The 16,292-nt window shown below is 37.3% G+C and carries 13 protein-coding genes; 2 read left to right on the top strand and 11 right to left on the bottom strand.

What is annotated here, in order from left to right; all coding sequences use genetic code 11:
• Positions 1 to 92 precede the first annotated feature (92 nt).
• The 11 genes from Q2U82_RS11575 to Q2U82_RS11525 all read right to left on the bottom strand — a co-directional run bounded on the left by Q2U82_RS11575 (position 93) and on the right by Q2U82_RS11525 (position 14,651).
• The gene (locus Q2U82_RS11575) at positions 93 to 1,634 is read right to left on the bottom strand and encodes a YifB family Mg chelatase-like AAA ATPase (RefSeq protein ID WP_410005025.1); all 1,542 of its coding nucleotides are present in this window, start codon (positions 1,632 to 1,634) and stop codon (positions 93 to 95) included.
• Positions 1,635 to 1,712: 78 nt separating this feature from the next.
• Positions 1,713 to 3,287 (bottom strand): glucose-6-phosphate isomerase, encoded by a 1,575-nt coding sequence (gene pgi / locus Q2U82_RS11570; RefSeq protein WP_410005024.1) that lies wholly within the window; start codon positions 3,285 to 3,287, stop codon positions 1,713 to 1,715.
• 27 nt (positions 3,288 to 3,314) lie between these two features.
• The gene (locus tag Q2U82_RS11565; protein WP_410005023.1) at positions 3,315 to 4,172 is read right to left on the bottom strand and encodes a BadF/BadG/BcrA/BcrD ATPase family protein; all 858 of its coding nucleotides are present in this window, start codon (positions 4,170 to 4,172) and stop codon (positions 3,315 to 3,317) included.
• A 3-nt stretch (positions 4,173 to 4,175) separates the two neighbouring features.
• Complete coding sequence (gap, locus tag Q2U82_RS11560) at positions 4,176 to 5,174, bottom strand: type I glyceraldehyde-3-phosphate dehydrogenase (protein WP_410005022.1); 999 nt, start codon at positions 5,172 to 5,174, stop codon at positions 4,176 to 4,178.
• A gap of 25 nt (positions 5,175 to 5,199) precedes the next feature.
• Positions 5,200 to 6,183: a 6-phosphofructokinase gene (pfkA, locus tag Q2U82_RS11555; RefSeq protein WP_410005021.1), complete on the bottom strand. Its 984-nt coding sequence runs from the start codon at positions 6,181 to 6,183 to the stop codon at positions 5,200 to 5,202.
• Between the two features lie 241 nt (positions 6,184 to 6,424).
• Positions 6,425 to 7,684: a tRNA lysidine(34) synthetase TilS gene (gene tilS, locus Q2U82_RS11550; protein ID WP_410005020.1), complete on the bottom strand. Its 1,260-nt coding sequence runs from the start codon at positions 7,682 to 7,684 to the stop codon at positions 6,425 to 6,427.
• Between the two features lie 57 nt (positions 7,685 to 7,741).
• Positions 7,742 to 8,446: a DUF3307 domain-containing protein gene (locus tag Q2U82_RS11545; protein ID WP_410005019.1), complete on the bottom strand. Its 705-nt coding sequence runs from the start codon at positions 8,444 to 8,446 to the stop codon at positions 7,742 to 7,744.
• Positions 8,447 to 8,451: 5 nt separating this feature from the next.
• Positions 8,452 to 9,138, bottom strand: a complete 687-nt coding sequence (locus tag Q2U82_RS11540; protein ID WP_410005018.1) for a helix-turn-helix transcriptional regulator — start codon at positions 9,136 to 9,138, stop codon at positions 8,452 to 8,454.
• Positions 9,139 to 9,270: 132 nt separating this feature from the next.
• A complete protein-coding gene (locus Q2U82_RS11535; protein WP_410005017.1) occupies positions 9,271 to 10,572 on the bottom strand; it encodes an anthranilate synthase component I family protein in 1,302 nt (433 codons plus the stop codon).
• Positions 10,572 to 11,114: an NADPH-dependent FMN reductase gene (locus Q2U82_RS11530; RefSeq protein WP_410005016.1), complete on the bottom strand. Its 543-nt coding sequence runs from the start codon at positions 11,112 to 11,114 to the stop codon at positions 10,572 to 10,574. Before Q2U82_RS11530 ends, Q2U82_RS11535 begins: the two co-directional genes overlap by 1 nt.
• A gap of 87 nt (positions 11,115 to 11,201) precedes the next feature.
• A complete protein-coding gene (locus Q2U82_RS11525) occupies positions 11,202 to 14,651 on the bottom strand; it encodes a M36 family metallopeptidase (protein WP_410005015.1) in 3,450 nt (1,149 codons plus the stop codon).
• 207 nt (positions 14,652 to 14,858) lie between these two features.
• Here Q2U82_RS11525 and Q2U82_RS11520 point away from each other — a divergent pair, with 207 nt between their 5' ends.
• Together Q2U82_RS11520 and Q2U82_RS11515 are read left to right on the top strand one after the other, a co-directional pair.
• Complete coding sequence (locus Q2U82_RS11520) at positions 14,859 to 15,392, top strand: RNA polymerase sigma factor (RefSeq protein WP_410005014.1); 534 nt, start codon at positions 14,859 to 14,861, stop codon at positions 15,390 to 15,392.
• Between the two features lie 7 nt (positions 15,393 to 15,399).
• Positions 15,400 to 16,194, top strand: a complete 795-nt coding sequence (locus tag Q2U82_RS11515) for an anti-sigma factor domain-containing protein (protein ID WP_410005013.1) — start codon at positions 15,400 to 15,402, stop codon at positions 16,192 to 16,194.
• The last annotated feature ends 98 nt before the right edge of the window (positions 16,195 to 16,292 follow it).

The following is a 16,292-nucleotide window of genomic DNA, read 5'->3' as shown; positions in this document are numbered from 1 at the left end:
TTTTTAAGAAAGTTTTAAAGATACTATGTGGAGTATGTTTAAGTCTTAAAAATAAGTTAAAACGAAAGGGAAAATAATTTAAGAATAAGCAATTAACCAAACCAACCATCCCGATCCAAACTTCTATATTGAATGGCTTCGGAAATGTGATTGCCGTTTATTTCTGCGGAAGCTTCCAAATCGGCAATAGTTCGCGCTACTTTTAAAATACGGTCATACGCACGGGCGGAAAGGTTCAACCGTTCCATTGCGGTTTTTAAAAGTTGAAGCGAAGCCTCATCCAGCTTACAAAATTGCCGAATCTGCTTTACCCCCATTTGGGCGTTGTAATGTATATTTTCAAATTCTGAAAACCGTTCTGACTGAATTTTTCTGGCATTTGTAACTCGCTCACGAATTACAATGCTTGATTCGCCACGGCGTTCGTCACTCAGTTTTTCAAAAGGAACGGGCGTTACTTCTATATGAATATCAATTCTATCCAAAAGTGGACCCGAAATTTTGCTCAAATAGCGTTGCATTTCCGCAGGCGAAGACATTACCGGTGCATCTGGGTCATTAAAATAGCCTCCGGGACTCGGGTTCATACTCGCCACGAGCATAAAACTTGAGGGATAAGTTACCGTAAACTTTGCACGAGAAATGGTTACATCGCGATCTTCCAAAGGCTGTCGCATTACTTCGAGAACACCACGTTTAAATTCAGGAAGTTCATCCAAAAACAAAACGCCGTTGTGCGCCAAACTTATTTCTCCCGGCTGCGGATATTGTCCGCCGCCAACAAGGGCAACGTCGCTAATTGTATGATGTGGACTTCGGAAGGGTCGCGAAGTCATAATACCACCTTTTTCCATGGTACGCCCCGCAACGCTGTGAATTTTTGTTGTTTCAAGACTTTCCTGCAATGTCATTGGCGGTAAAATACTTGGCAAACGTTTGGCAAGCATCGTTTTTCCCGAACCCGGCGGACCAATCAAAATAATATTATGGCCACCGGCTGCTGCAATTTCCATACAGCGTTTTATGGATTCCTGGCCTTTCACATCAGCAAAGTCGTGTTCGGGATGTTCCAAGTGCTCGTAAAATTCGGCCACCATATCCACCTCGGTTTTTTCAAGTTGAATATTTTCGTTGAAAAAATCTATTACTTCCTTTATATTCTCAATTCCATAAACTTCAATTCCTTCAACGATAGCAGCTTCTTTTGCATTTTGTTTCGGAAGAATAAATCCTTTAAATCCCTCTTCTTTCGCTTTTAAGGAAATGGGCAATGCCCCTCTAATGGGTTGCAGATTTCCATCGAGCGAAAGTTCACCCATAATTATATATTCCGAGAGTGGATTTCGCTCTTCAATCTGTTCTGTGGCAATGAGAATACCCATCGCCAAGGTAAGATCATAGGCAGAGCCTTCCTTCCGAAGATCTGCGGGCGACATGTTGAGAATTAACTTTTTTCCGGGAATTTTGTAACCGTTGTTTTGCAGGGCAGCGGCAATGCGGAAATTGCTTTCGCGAATGGCATTGTCTGGCAGTCCAACTAAATGGTACCCTACCCCAATATCAACATTTACTTCAACCGTAATAGTCGTGGCCTCAACGCCAAAAACGGCGCTTCCATAAACTTTTGTAAGCATAAATTAGTTAATATAAACGGGGAGTTTACAACTTAAAGATATGAAAAAAGTTGGAAGTTTGATGAAGGTAATAAGAAGTTAATGCTCGTTATTCAAAAAAATATTCAATAAATTTTTGGTTGAAAGATTTTCAATAACAGAAGAATCCTTTTTTTCAATAGATTGAAGTGTACTTTTTGCAACCGTTTTACCAAGTTCTACGCCCCATTGATCGTAACTAAATATATTCCAAATAATACCTTGAACAAAAAGTTTGTGTTCATAAATTGCAATCAGGCTTCCAAGGTTATTTGGCGTCATTTTTTTTATGAGAATGGTATTGGTTGGTTTGTAACCGTCAAAAAACTTGAAAGGGTTTTGAACATTTTTTTTATGAGTTCCTTCCCACAAAGCTTCGGTTTGAGCGAAAAAATTTGCCATTAAAATATTGTGGTTTTCGGTATTACCGTGCAACGGTTCACTAAAACCTATAAAATCCGTCGGGATTAGTTTTGTTCCCTGATGTAAAAGTTGAAAATAAGCATGTTGTGAATTGCTACCCACATTTCCCCAAACTATGGTTCCGGTTTGGTAATCAATTTTTTCGCCATTTCTGTCAACACTTTTTCCGTTGCTTTCCATTACGGCTTGCTGTAGATACGGAACAAGTTTGTACAAATATTGCGAATATGCCACAACCGCCTCACTTTCTGCTTTAAAAAAGTTATTGTACCAAACTGAAAGTAGAGCGAGAACAACTGGAATATTTTTGCCGAAATCTTCTTTTTTGAAATGGTTGTCCATTTCAAAAGCTCCTTTCAGCATTGCTTCAAAATTATTGAAACCTATGGCGCAGCAAATGGAAAGACCTACGGAACTCCAAAGTGAAAACCTACCGCCCACCCAATCCTGCATAGGGAAAATGTTTTCTTCGGAAATGCCAAACTCTTTTGCACCATCAACATTTGCCGAAACAGCAACAAAGTGTTTCTGAACATCCTCTTCACTTCCCTTTTTCAGAAACCAATCTTTTACAAACGCAGCATTCGCATTGGTTTCTTGGGTTGTAAAGCTTTTGGAAACTATTATAAAAAGTGTTGTTTCAGGATTTAAATCTTTGAGTATTTCAGCTACTCCATCGCCATCTATATTTGCAATAAAATGAATTTTTAAATGGTTCCGATAAAACTGAAGCGCTTCCGTAACCATTTCCGGTCCCAAATGACTTCCGCCAATGCCGATGTTTACAACGTCAGTAATCGCTTTTCCTGTAAAACCTTTGTGTGAACCATTTATTATTTCTTCAGAAAAACGTTCCATTTTTTGGAGTGTTGCTTTCACTTCTGGTTTCAGGTTTTCAAAATCGCGCAGAGCTGTATGCAGTACGGCTCGGTCTTCGGTCTCATTTATTTTTTCACCTGAAAATTGTTGTTTGATGGCTTCTTTCAACTTTACTTCCTCAGCAAGTTTTAATAAAAGTGAAAGGGTTTCATCGGTAATTCTGTTTTTTGAATAATCTATATAGAAATCCTGCCATTTAATCTTGAACTGATTTGCTCTATTGGCATCCTTTTCAAAAACATCTTGCATTTGCAGCTTTTTCATTTCTTGAAAATGGGTTTCAAGTGCCTTCCAAGCTTCGGTTTTTGTAGGATTTATTTTGGGTAAAGACATTCTGATTTACGATTGACGATTTTAAATTTACGAGTTGTGAATTTTGCTTTTATAATAATCTATTAGCCCATCTATTGGGCGTTGAACGATATTTCCAAGGTCAAGATTGTGTGCCGCAAAACATTCTTTTATAATTTCTTCTGAAAAATGTGCAATGGAGCCAATAAAATGAATAGGCACTTCGTGCGCCTTTTCATAACAAAGAATGCGGCATTCAATAAAATTTGAAATACCTTCTTTTATCAGCGCGTAAAAGTATGGGTTTATTTCTTTCTGCGTAAAAATGAATTGCGCAAATGACGCCAAATATGCGTTTGGGTTTGGCTTTTTGTAAAGATTCATCTTTATTTCATCTGCTTCCAAATTGAAACGGTTCTCAAATTCTGAAGCAATTTCCTTTGGCATTCGGTGATAATAATAGTCGCGGATCAATCTCTTCCCGAAATAATTTCCACTGGCTTCATCCATCAAAACATATCCCAAAGCTGGGATTGGCGCGTGAATTTCAGTTCCGTCATAATAACAACTGTTGCTACCCGTGCCCAAAATGCAAACAATTCCCGGTTCGGTAGTTGCGGCAAAAACCGCGGCCGCCATATCTTCGGAAACGTTGACTTTCGCTTTTATAAATAGTTCTTCCAAGACTTCCTTTAAAATACTTCGCGGCGTTGCAGTGCCACAGCCTGCTCCATAAAAATCTAAAATTTCAACACTATTGAAAATGTTTTTTAAAGTTTCGTTTGAAGCAATGCGAAGCAACAATTCCTCTTTTGGAACAACCGTAGGATTTAACCCGGAAGTAGCTGTTTTAAAAACGACTTCGCCAGAATTATCCAACAATACCCAATCACATTTTGTAGAACCGCCATCGGTTATTAGGGTCATAATTTATAAAGTTGCAACGTGAGCGGCCAAATCTACCAGTTTTGCGGAGTAGCCGTATTCGTTATCATACCAAGCCACTAACTTAAAGAAATTATCATTAAGTGCAATACCAGCGTTGGCATCAAAGGTACAGATATGCGGGTCTGAAACGAAATCCTGCGAAACCACTTCGGCTTCGGTGTAGTTTACGATTCCTTTATATTCGTTTTCTGAAGCTTTTTTGAACAGTGCTTTTATTTCTTCGTAGGTCGCGGGTTTTTCAGTGCGGACCGTTAAATCAACCACCGAAACATCTGTGGTTGGTACGCGAAAAGCCATTCCTGTAAGTTTGCCTTTTAACTCTGGAATTACTTTGGTTACCGCAACGGCAGCGCCTGTGGTAGTTGGGATAATATTACTCAGTGCACTTCTTCCTAAACGGTAATTTTTCTTTGAAGGCTGGTCAACCGTGGATTGTGTAGCCGTTACGGAATGTACCGTTGTCATTAAAGCTTCAACAATTCCATATTCATCGTTTATAATTTTTGCCAATGGGGCAAGACAATTAGTTGTACACGAAGCGTTGGAAATTATTGTGTCTGATGGTTTTACTTCATTATGATTCACGCCCATCACAAACATAGGAGCTGTTTTTGAAGGGGCGGAAATAATTACTTTTTTGGCGCCCGCTTTTAAATGTGCCGAAGCCGAATCAATTTCTTTAAAAATTCCCGTGCAATCGATAATAATTGTTGCGCCAACTTTGTCCCATTTTAAATTTTCAGGATTTTTTTCAGCAGTGACCCTTATTTTGTTTCCATCAACAATTAAATTTCCATCCTTCACTTCAACTTTACCGGGATATTTTCCGTGAACGGAATCGTATTCCAATAAATATGCAAGATGATCCACATCTAAAAGATCATTCACAGCGACTATTTCAATATCTTTTCTTTGTGATGCTATTCTGAAGGCTATGCGCCCTATTCGGCCAAAGCCGTTGATTCCTATTTTCGTTTTCATTTATAAATTTTTATTTTTTTTAATTTTAAATTGAAATGATATCTGCAACGCGTATCAAATCTTCGTCAATTTCATTACTTCCTTTTATTGCTTCGGAAAAAGGTACCGATGTTACTTTGTTGTGAACAATTCCAATCATAACATTTGTTTCGCCTTTCAGTAATGCATCAACAGCACCAACACCCAAGCGACTTGCAAGCACCCGATCATAACAACTTGGAGAACCGCCCCTCTGAATGTGGCCGAGCACGGTAACCCTAACTTCGTATTCTTTTAAATTTTCTTCAATATATTCGGCAAGGCCAAAGATATTCTTTCCTATTTGGTCTCCTTCAGAAACAACAACAATGCTTGAAGTTTTTCCAGATTTTTTACTTCGGCTTAAAGATTCAAGTAAGCGTTCGCGACCCATATTTTGTTCGGGAATCAATATTTCCTCCGCTCCTGCTCCAATACCCGCGTTCAAAGCAATATCTCCTGCATCGCGACCCATCACCTCTACTAAAAAGAGACGGTTGTGTGAATTTGCCGTGTCGCGAATTTTATCAATTGCTTCAACAACCGTATTTAAAGCTGTGTCATAACCAATGGTATAATCGGTTCCATTTATGTCATTGTCTATTGTTCCTGGAAGGCCAACAATAGGAAAGTTAAACTCTTTTATAAAAACCGAAGCTCCCGCAAAAGTTCCGTCGCCACCAATAACTACCAAAGCATCTATATTTTCATTTTGAAGATTATTGAATGCTTTTTTTCTGCCTTCTTTAGTTCTAAAGTCTTTGGAACGGGCAGATTTAAGAAAGGTACCACCACGATTGATTATGTTTTTTACAGATCGTGCGTTCAACTCTTTAAAATCTCCTTCTATCAAACCTTGTAAACCGCGGTAAACACCAACACATTCAAGGTTGTGATAGGCACAAGACCTAACTACCGCGCGGATTGCAGCGTTCATTCCGGGAGCATCACCGCCACTTGTTAAAACACCTATTTTAGTTGGTTTTTTCATATTTTGAAAGTTACTGTTAATGTTTATAATTCAAAATGATTTTAATCAGAAAAAATACGTGTAAGTACGTATTGTGAAAATTTAATAACCGACATATATTTGACTCATAGAATTAGTGGATAATGCACAAAGCAATATTTTTTGTGGGGATAGAAAATATTATTAGTGCACTTTAAAGTTTACTAAGTTAGGTTTGTTAAAGAATCTCGGCCAACGGTCGGGATTCTTTTTTTATATACATTCAATTCCAGAAAGTTATCTTCAAAATTCTTTTTGTATTTTCGGTTACTTTGAAACGGTCATCCATTCTGTGGCCAATTACCCATACTATTTTTTCATCACTTAAAAGCAGCCAAATTTTTTCCTTTTCATTTAAGGGGATTTTTTCGTCTTTGAAAAATTTACTCAATTTCTTTTTTCCTTTCATTCCAAAAGGTTGAAAACTATCGCCACGCTTCCATTTTCTGAGCTTTAAGGGGAAGTTTAATTTTTCAGAAGCAACATAAATCAGGTTTTTCTCAGTTTCGCCTATGTATTTTGATGGTTCAATTTTTAAGTTTATAGGTGAAGTTATTTCTTCTTCCGAAACCAAAAATTCATCATTCCGTTTTTCTAAATCAATTTCGGTAAGTACTAATTCTTCTCGATTTTTAATAAGTCGGTGGGTTTTTGAAAAAAGTTGTTTCCCCGTTTGTGCATCTAGTAAATTTGAAACATCTTCCCATTCCGTAAAACCGAAACCATTCAACAATTCATATAGCAAAGCATCTGTATGTGGAAGTTCTTTAATTTTTGGGATGTTGATCTTATATGAATCCACCGCTTCGCTAACAACTAAGTTATAAACCAAAGCCGTGTAATCTTCAATAAGGTTTTGTGATGCTTGTATGTTTCGTTGTGTTTTCTGAAAATTTTTCAAAAGTGTTTCATTGGTCTCCTTAAACTGCGGCAACACTTCCAAACGCAGCTTATTCCGAAGATAATCAGTCTTTAAGTTACTACTGTCTTCGCGCCATTTCAAATTATTTTCTTCCGCATATTTTAAGATTTCTTCGCGTGAAAAATTTAAAAGCGGTCTTATTATTTTGTTGTTTTTCTTCGGAATTCCTGCAAGTCCGGTTAAACCTGTTCCGCGGGAAAGATTTATGAAAAACGTTTCCAAAGTGTCGTCTAAATGGTGTGCAGTCAGTAAATAATCAAATTTAAAATCTTTTAAAATTTCGTCAAACCAAGCATAACGAAGATCACGAGCTGCCATTTGGGTTGAAATTTTGTGCTCTTTGGCATATTTTTTCGTGTCAAAGGTTTCAGCAAATACTGGAATTTGCATGTTTTTCGCCAAACCAATCACAAACATTTCATCTCCATCGCTCTCTTTTCCACGTAATGAAAAATTGCAATGTGCCAAAGCAATTTCAGAATTGAGATTTTTCATCAGGTGTGTGAGAACCACGCTGTCCAAGCCACCACTGCAGGCAATGAGCAATTTTTTTCCTTTCAAAAAAGAAAAATCGGTTCCAATATTTTTTTTAAAATGATTGAGCAATCTGATTGAAATTTAAAAGAAGTTAATAATTATTCCAGCAATAACAGCTATTCCGAAGCTGAGCATCGTACCAATGAGTACATACTCTGTTTTTAAGGTTTCATTGTTTCCATAACGGAGAATGGACTTGGCCGCAATCAAAAAACCGACTGCCGAGTATTGTGAAATGATTATAAATGTTAATGTTAGGATTCGCTCCAAAACACCGATAACCTTTCCAGCGTTGGGCATTTCATTGTCGCTGGACACTTGTATTTCGGTAGCTTTAAACACTTCCCTTATAAAAATGTTTGCTGGTTTTAAGCATACTAAGTATCCCGTGATTATTAGCAAATATTTAAAATTTATTGAAACATCAATTGAAGGATTAATGCCGTACCATTTGTCAAATAGAACAACTACTAATGTGAGAATGGCCAAATGAGCTGCTTGATCTATAAAAAAAGCATATCGGCCTAAGTACTTACTGTTATTTAGGTGACGTTTAAATCCGTCTATCAAAAAGTGGGTTATTGCAATTATTCCTGCAGCCAATACGAAACTTATTTGTAAAGAAAACAACCACGCCAAAGCAAAATACACCAATGCGTGCCAATACAAAAAGGGGCTCTTAAAACCGATTGTGTTTTTTTGCTTTGCCAATTTATCTGTCTGAAAAAAATAATCCAAGCACAGATGTGCAATAAATTGGAGCAGTAATAATTCCTTTATTCCCATAGTGTTTACTTTGAAATTACCATTTTAAAATAGTTTACCGCTTCTTCAATGGCATTCCAACCAACACTTGTTGAGTGTTGATTGACGGCAGACTGTCCAATGCCAAGGCGTTTAGCTATTTCTTCCTCTTGGTTATTCATCAGTTTTAGGTACAATACTTCACATTGTCTAGAAGTTGCCTTACTCAGCAAAACATCCAATAGCGCCAATAAAGGTTGAAAATTTTTATTTAATTTTTCATCTTTTGAAGCAAAAAACAAGGTGTTTTTTATAACGATGCGCTCTTTGTTGTACGTTGTTTCACCACTTATTTCGCGACCCGAAAGATAAATGGCCTCACCATCAATAACTCCTTCTTCGGGCTTGTAGCGGCTCAATTCGCCATAACCAATAGCAAGCCTTATTCCGTGGGTTTTGAATTGCTTTATTCTATTGTCTTCACTTTTATACGTTTTTATTTTTATTGGAATTGCCTTCACAAAACTCTTTATGGCCAATGCCACTTGCAGACCTTCTGCGGCATTGGGAACAACACATTCCAAATAATCGCCTTTTATAATACGGCCATAGACATTGAACTCCTGTTTCAGATTGTGGAGCAGATCATTGAGATTTTCTTCAACAAATTTGCGATCTTGAGTGTGCAAGCCTGTTGATGAAACAATATCACCAGATATAACCGAATAGTTCATTCCTTAAAAGTTTATTCAAATATATAAATTTATTAGCTTAAACACTAATAAATAGGTTTTATTAGCTTAAACACTAATAAATGGATTGTATAAGCTTAAAAGCTAATAAAGAAGGTTTATAAGTTTCTAAACTCATAAAGTATTGTTCAGAACTTCCCGCATTGCCTTTGCTTTCAATAAACACTCTTCGTATTCCTTTTCGGGTATGGAGTTTATTGTAATGGCACTTCCAACGGAAAAACTTACATATTTTTTTAAGGAATTATAAAGAATACTTCTAATAACAACATTGAAGTCAAAATCTCCCGAAGGAGAAAAATAGCCGATAGCTCCGCTGTATAAACCGCGTTTGGCGTCTTCTGTTTCTTCTATGATTTGCATAGCAGAAATTTTCGGGGCACCTGTCATACTGCCCATTGGGAAAGTGTTCCTTAAAATTTCAACGCTGGAAATAGTTTGCGCAACGCTACAGGCAACTGTGGAAATCATCTGATGAACTTGTTCAAAAGTATAAATGGTGCAAAGTTCTTCAACGGAAACACTTCCTTTTTCGGCAATTCGGGAAAGATCATTGCGCACCAGATCTGTAATCATAATGTTTTCGCTACGCTCTTTAGGGTCATTGGCCAATTGCTGCGCCATTTTTAAATCTTCCACTTTATTTTTTAGGCGCTTTGCCGTTCCTTTTATAGGTTGGGAAACAACAGCGGTTCCTGTTCTCTTTAAATACCGTTCCGGTGAAGCTGAAAGGGCAAAAATTTCATTCAGCTTAAGAAAAACAGAAAATGGCGGTATTGAAATTTTATTAAGCTGAAGAAATGTTTCCAGCGGGTTGATTTCAGAATCTTCGGAATAGAATTCCTGACAGATATTCACTTCATAAATATCTCCACGTTTAATATGCTCAAGTACCTCTTCAACTTTCTGAAGATAACTATCTTTGGAAGTCCGGACACTTATTTTTATAGGTTTTGAGATTTCGGATTCCTCGGATTGCTGAATAATTTCAGAAATAGCATTAAAATCTTCTTCCATTTCATCGGAAGCTATATTCAAATAATGCATCTCAACATTATTTTCAGAAAAAAGAAACAGTTTTTTAGGTTGAAAAAAGTACAAATCAGGAAAATCTAGGCCATCTATATTTTTGGAGTGAAGATTTTCAACATCATTTTTAAGATCATAGGAAAGATATCCAAAAATCCAATCTGCTGTAGTGGATTGGTATTCCTTCAACTTATTAAAAGCATCTTGGGAATCGGTTTTAAGGGCCGTAAAAGCATCAACTGCAAGAATTGCCTGATAGGTTTCATAGGTTTGTGAATAGTTATTGCTGTCCAGCCACACAAATTCCTGAAACTGTTGCGCCCATTGGAGTAAGCGGTTTTTAGAAGCTTCAGTTAAAGAAAAAGGGTATTTCTTTACGGTGCGCATTATTGTTCAATTTGATGCACAAAATTTTGAATAACATCTGTAAAACCCAAAAGTAAAACTTCGTTGGAAATAGATTGTGTTTCTTCAGAAAAGTTCTCTGAATAGGAAGGGAAACTAAAGCTTTCAACAACAATAGCACCAAATCTGGGCAAGACGTTTTTAGTATATTCCAAAGCGGAAGCAGCGCCACGTTTTCCATTGGAAGTACTCATCAACAGTATTTTCTTTTCTTTGAGAAAACCATAATCCAGTCTAGAAAGCCAATCCAAGGTGTTTTTAAAATATGCAGAAACTGCTCCATTATGCTCGTTTACAGAAATTACAAGTGCATCTGCTTCTTTGATTTTGTTATGGAGCATTTTCAAATCTACGGAATATCCTTTTTCACGTTCAATATCTTCTCCAAACATGGGAAGATCATAGTTTGTTAGTTTAATAACCTCAACGCTGTGGCCAACAATTTGAGTAGCCGCAAAACTTACTAATTTATTATTGATGGACTTACTGCTGTTACTGCCTGCAAAACACAAAATTTTTTTCATCTGCCAAAGTTATTGAAATGAAGTGTTTAAAAAAACCCACGTCAAAAAAATTGACGTGGGTTTAAAAAAAATTGAAAATTTAATTTATTATAGCTTCACGATGCGTTTTACAACACTTGTGTTTTCAGCATTTATTTTCACGAAATACATTCCTGTAGCAAGTTCATCCAATGAGAAATTGGTTTCAATGCCTGCTCCGGAAAGGTCTATGTTTTTAATAGTTCTACCTTTCACATCAGTAATGATTATGTTGTTCAATTGTGCTGTTGTATTATTTTTAAGTGTGATTTCACCAGTTGTTGGATTTGGATAAAGCAGCAAGTTGTTGGCAAATTCATTTTCGCCAATTCCTATTAATTCATCCACAGTAACTGTAAAAGTACACGTGTCTTCATTGCCTGCAGCATCTGTTGCAGTCATTGTCATAGTTGTAACACCTACTCCAACCATAGTTCCTGCAGCAGGATCCTGTGTAATAACTGGATCTGGGTTACAGTTGTCAGTCGCAGAAGCATCACCTGTATAATCTGGCAATGTATATTGCTGTCCGCTAGGAACAGAAACATTAACGTCAGCTGGGCAAGTAATCACTGGGTTTTCAGTTTCAGCGATAACTTCAGTAAGAGTACGCTCGCCTGGGCAGCCCGAAGCTCCTAAATTAATATCACTGTTTGGTGTGCCAAAATCTGAAGGTTCGCAAATTCCTGACCAATCTGCGGCAGAATCTGTATCACCAACTCTTCTAAAAGAATTAGAGCCACATGCTGAAACCAATGAGGCACCAACGCCAGACCAATCAAGATCGGCAGCGGTAATATTGAATCCTGAGACTGTAACATTAAAACCAGCAATCTCACCAGCACTGAAATTCCAGAATACAGAATCAACCACGTTTCCGCTTGGATCAATAATCAATATCCATCCAGTTCCAGAACTATCCCAGAATAAGTTATTACCCCAATATCCTGAACCTCCATCATCGTTCCAATCGACAACAGAATTTGCTGCCATATTTCCAAGGTTTTTTACTATTGAGTTTACAGTGTTAATGTTTGCATAGGGAGTGTCACTTACTGCAACTTTATATCCAGTATAATCTGTAGCTACACCTACGTTTTGAATTTCTAATCTGTCTGGTGTTTCTAAACTAATTTCTGAAATAACCAATTGTGATAATGGTCCAGGAGCACTTTCCTGAGCATATACATTTGTGGTTCCTGTTGGTGTAAACGTATATGAAGTACCTTCAAAAAGGAAGTTACCTCCAGTTGCGGCATCAAACCATCTGATAACATTGTTAGGGTCGTTAAGAGTAGCCGTTACAGTTACTGGATCGCCAACACAGAAATCTGAAGCTCCTGTAGTTGTAGGTCCAGCAGGTACTGCCAATACTTCAATAGTATCCGTAGCAGATGATGCTACAGAACATGGACCAGCTTGAACATCATAAGTTATTGTATGCACACCTACACCAGCTACAGCAGGGTCAAATGTGAATGTAGATCCATTGCCATCATCTGTAACTCCTGGTCCACTATAAGTACCACCATTTGGAGTTCCTCCTGTTAATCCAGTTTGTACTCCAGAAGTAGCGCAAACTTCTTCTAAAACAGATAATGAAGCTGTTTGCGAAGGAGTATCAAAAGCTTGAGTTCCATCGCTTCTACTACTTGAAGAACCTTGACTTGCACTAAAACCTAAACCTCTTTTTGCAAAAGCATCCCAAAGCAAGCATTCGTTTGCACCTCCATATAAAGCTTGGTCTGCAGCAAAAATTGCATCACGACCATCTATAAAACCAGGGCTACAAGGTTGTAATTTCATTCCTTCTGTAACCAATGCCAATGCTTGAATGTTTCCTGCATCTTGATTAATATCACCAGTAAAATTATAAGGATTTGGATCAAAACCGTGTTCGTCTATTAATGCCCAAGTTACTTCCCAAAGTGTTTCTGCCCATACAGAACCTACGCCGTGAGGTACAGCTGCTGTTTTAATAAAATCATAAGTCTGTGGGTTCACACCCATATCTGTACTGTATGGATAATCACGAATACCTCCACCTCCTTGGCCTTGACCAAAAAGATACGTTCCAACGGCACGTGCATCTGTTCCAACATCACCAGGCTCAATTGTCAATAATACTCCAAAAAAGTCACTCCATCCTTCTCCCATTTGCTCTTGGTTTTGCAAACAGCCAGATGCGGCAGGACCACCTGTTAAACGGTTTGATACACCATGTCCGTATTCGTGCATAATAACCAAATTATCAAAATCACCATCTTTATCATTACAAATGTACATTTGCATTGTTGGGTTACTACCATCTGGTGGAGTTCCAAAGTTAGCGTTACAACTACCCGAACCATCTTGAGCTTCTGCATTTACAGAGTCACTTCCGTTCCCGCCGTTTCCATAGTTATTTTCCTGAAAGTTACCACTCACTTCATCAAAACCATATTGGTACATAATATCGTGAAAAATATTGTTCATGTAGAAAAGGTTGGTTATTGCAGCATCCTCATATTGATTTCCACTAGTATAAATTTGACTAAAAGGGTAACCGGTAAATTCCAAGTTTGAACCTGCATCTGGCTGATAACCTGAATTATTTCCATCTTCATAAGCGTTTGCATTGTTTCCGCGTGTTGTAGTATATTCAGCACCGGCAGCGCCGTTGGTATCGTGCCATCCATATGGGGAAGCAGTTGGGTCTGCAGGTTGAACTTCAATGGTTCGCGCTCCATAGTATGGACTTTCAAGAGGCAGTGCAAATACTTCGTAACATTCTGTACAAGCAGCAGGTTTGTTAGCTATAATCTCGTCATAATTTGGAATATCATATAAGTTGGCATTGAAATCCATCACTTTCACGTCATTACTGTGATCGTGGTGCATTACACAGCTAACCATCCAGTTTGCTCTGTTTACTATTTCGCCTGTGGTTGCATTAACTCTTAAGCTCCACCAATCTTGCTGGCTTTTTTCCTGGATTGAAATATCCCAGCATAAAACCAATTGGTCAGTTTCTGTAAGTGCGTACATCAGTTTTGCAGGTATCGGGCTTAAAGAAATTCCACCATCGCTAAGCAATGTTTCCCTAGCAACCCCATTAGAACCTTCCAATACAGTAAGCGAACCATTTAAGGAATACCCAAGTTGCATAGCCGCAGCTTGTACTGCTTGTGCAGCTGTAAGGCCTGGTTGATTTGTGCCAGAAAGTTTTTCAGCAGTACTTTTTACAAATTTATTGTCTGATGAAATTACTTTACCATTCGCTAAAGTATGGATCCCTGATTCAGTTCCATAAATTTCTATATCGTTCAGTAATTGTCTGAAATATACGTGTTGAATACCGCTAGTCCTACTAACAGTTTCACTTGTTATTTGCCACTGAAGATCTTGTGGCAATAATTCATTTTGTTCTAAAAAATGATTCAATTGTTTGTTAATCACTCCTGAAACATTTTGCGCAATCATAGTGCCCGAAAACACCAACATAATTGCCAGGAAGAAACTCCGGGTAACTTTTTTCATTTTTGTTTTTTTTGGATTAATATTAGTTTTAAGTAGATTAAGTTTTTGTAAAGCTATTAAAAAATATATTTTTCACAACTTTTTCTTAAAATACAAAAAGAAATTTAACACATAAATCATGGAATACTTACTATTTAATGGAACAAACAGAACTATTTAAATTTCAAAGTAATAATTTCATTACATTTACTTTCAAAAAAAAGTTCTATGGAACAACCCAACGATCTCATCATAGCCATGCAAAATGGTGACGAAAAGGCTTTTTCAAGATTATACACTATGTATAGTGAAGCTATTTACGGAATCATTTACAGCATCGTTTTAGATGAAAACACTGCAGAAGAATTATTACAAGATGTTTTTATAAAAGTTTGGAACAATGCCTCTTCCTATTCCGTAAAAAAAGGCCGTTTTTTTACTTGGCTTTTAAATATTGCGAGAAATACCGCCATAGACGAAACGCGATCCAAGGCATTTAAGAACACTAGAAAAAACCTAAGTACCACAAACTTCGTAGATATATTATCATCCTCAGATAGTTTAAACAGAGCAACCAACGCTATTGGATTAAAAAAGTTCGTGGACGCTCTTAAACCTGCGTGTATCAAGATAATTGATCTTTTATATTTTAAAGGATTCACACAGGTAGAGGCATCAAAAACATTGGAATTACCATTAGGAACAGTAAAAACAAGAAACAGAACCTGTATAAATGAATTACGGGCAATGGTTTTAGGATAAAAAAAATATGACTCCAGAAGAAATAATAGCATCAGGAAATTTAGAACTTTACGTTTGTGGCGCATTACCGCCAGAAGAAGTTACTGAAGTGGAAGAAGCAATTGCTGCCCACCCCGAAGTTAAGCGAGAAATTGAACTTATTGAAGAGTCTCTATTGCACTTAGCTGAAACAGTAGCACCACCCGTGCAAGCAATGACGTGGACCTATATTTTAAATTCAATTAGAAATGTAAAAGATATTGGGGACACCAAAATAAGAACCCTCAATTGGCCAGCAATCACAGGTTGGGCCGCTGCCATCTTATTTATGGGTGGAATTATGTGGATGTTAAAGCAAACCAATGATTTAAACAATTCACTACAAGTAACTACCACTGAAAACACAGTTTTAAAGGAAGAAAAAGCCACAGTTGAAAGTCAACTTGCTGAAAACAATAAAACCCTTGAAATTTTAAGGTCTAAAGATTATCAAGCATATACACTTCCAGGAAATCAGGCAGTTGCCCCTGAAGCTTTTGCAAAGGTTTATTTGAACAATAAGGAAAACGTGGCCTATATAGATGTGAATGGTTTACCTACTCCGCCCCGCGGAAAGGTTTACCAAGTATGGTCGCTTAAAATGGAGCCTTTAACACCAACCAGTGTTGGTTTGATAGATCCTGAAAACAAAGCAGGTGAAGGAATCTATAAGTTTGTAAATTTCCCAACTCCAGAAGCTTTTGGAATAACCTTAGAGCCTGAAGGCGGAAGCCAGACACCTACCCTTTCACAATTATATACTTTGGGAATGATTACTATTTAAGAAAAAATAATATAGAATTTAAAACCTGGACTCGCGTTCAGGTTTTTTTATTTGAAGCCAAATATTAATTAACTAGCATTTAAATTTCTTGAATTCAT

Origin of the sequence: Aequorivita nionensis, from assembly GCF_046352995.1 — a bacterium.
In the GTDB taxonomy this organism is placed as follows: Bacteria; Bacteroidota; Bacteroidia; order Flavobacteriales; family Flavobacteriaceae; genus Aequorivita; species Aequorivita nionensis.
The sequence above is the reverse complement of the archived record's forward strand: the minus strand, read 5'-3'. Positions and strand labels throughout refer to the sequence as shown.

What these genes read in the sequence shown, in the direction of transcription:
- Q2U82_RS11565 (WP_410005023.1), bottom strand. Translation starts at nt 4,172, where the DNA reads ATGACCCTAATAACCGATGGCGGTTCTACAAAATGTGATTGGGTATTG.
- Q2U82_RS11525 (WP_410005015.1), bottom strand. Translation starts at nt 14,651, where the DNA reads ATGAAAAAAGTTACCCGGAGTTTCTTCCTGGCAATTATGTTGGTGTTT.
- Q2U82_RS11545 (WP_410005019.1), bottom strand. Translation starts at nt 8,446, where the DNA reads ATGGGAATAAAGGAATTATTACTGCTCCAATTTATTGCACATCTGTGC.
- gap (WP_410005022.1), bottom strand. Translation starts at nt 5,174, where the DNA reads ATGAAAACGAAAATAGGAATCAACGGCTTTGGCCGAATAGGGCGCATA.
- Q2U82_RS11535 (WP_410005017.1), bottom strand. Translation starts at nt 10,572, where the DNA reads ATGCGCACCGTAAAGAAATACCCTTTTTCTTTAACTGAAGCTTCTAAA.
- Q2U82_RS11540 (WP_410005018.1), bottom strand. Translation starts at nt 9,138, where the DNA reads ATGAACTATTCGGTTATATCTGGTGATATTGTTTCATCAACAGGCTTG.
- Q2U82_RS11575 (WP_410005025.1), bottom strand. Translation starts at nt 1,634, where the DNA reads ATGCTTACAAAAGTTTATGGAAGCGCCGTTTTTGGCGTTGAGGCCACG.
- Q2U82_RS11515 (WP_410005013.1), top strand. Translation starts at nt 15,400, where the DNA reads ATGACTCCAGAAGAAATAATAGCATCAGGAAATTTAGAACTTTACGTT.
- Q2U82_RS11530 (WP_410005016.1), bottom strand. Translation starts at nt 11,114, where the DNA reads ATGAAAAAAATTTTGTGTTTTGCAGGCAGTAACAGCAGTAAGTCCATC.
- Q2U82_RS11520 (WP_410005014.1), top strand. Translation starts at nt 14,859, where the DNA reads ATGGAACAACCCAACGATCTCATCATAGCCATGCAAAATGGTGACGAA.
- pgi (WP_410005024.1), bottom strand. Translation starts at nt 3,287, where the DNA reads ATGTCTTTACCCAAAATAAATCCTACAAAAACCGAAGCTTGGAAGGCA.
- pfkA (WP_410005021.1), bottom strand. Translation starts at nt 6,183, where the DNA reads ATGAAAAAACCAACTAAAATAGGTGTTTTAACAAGTGGCGGTGATGCT.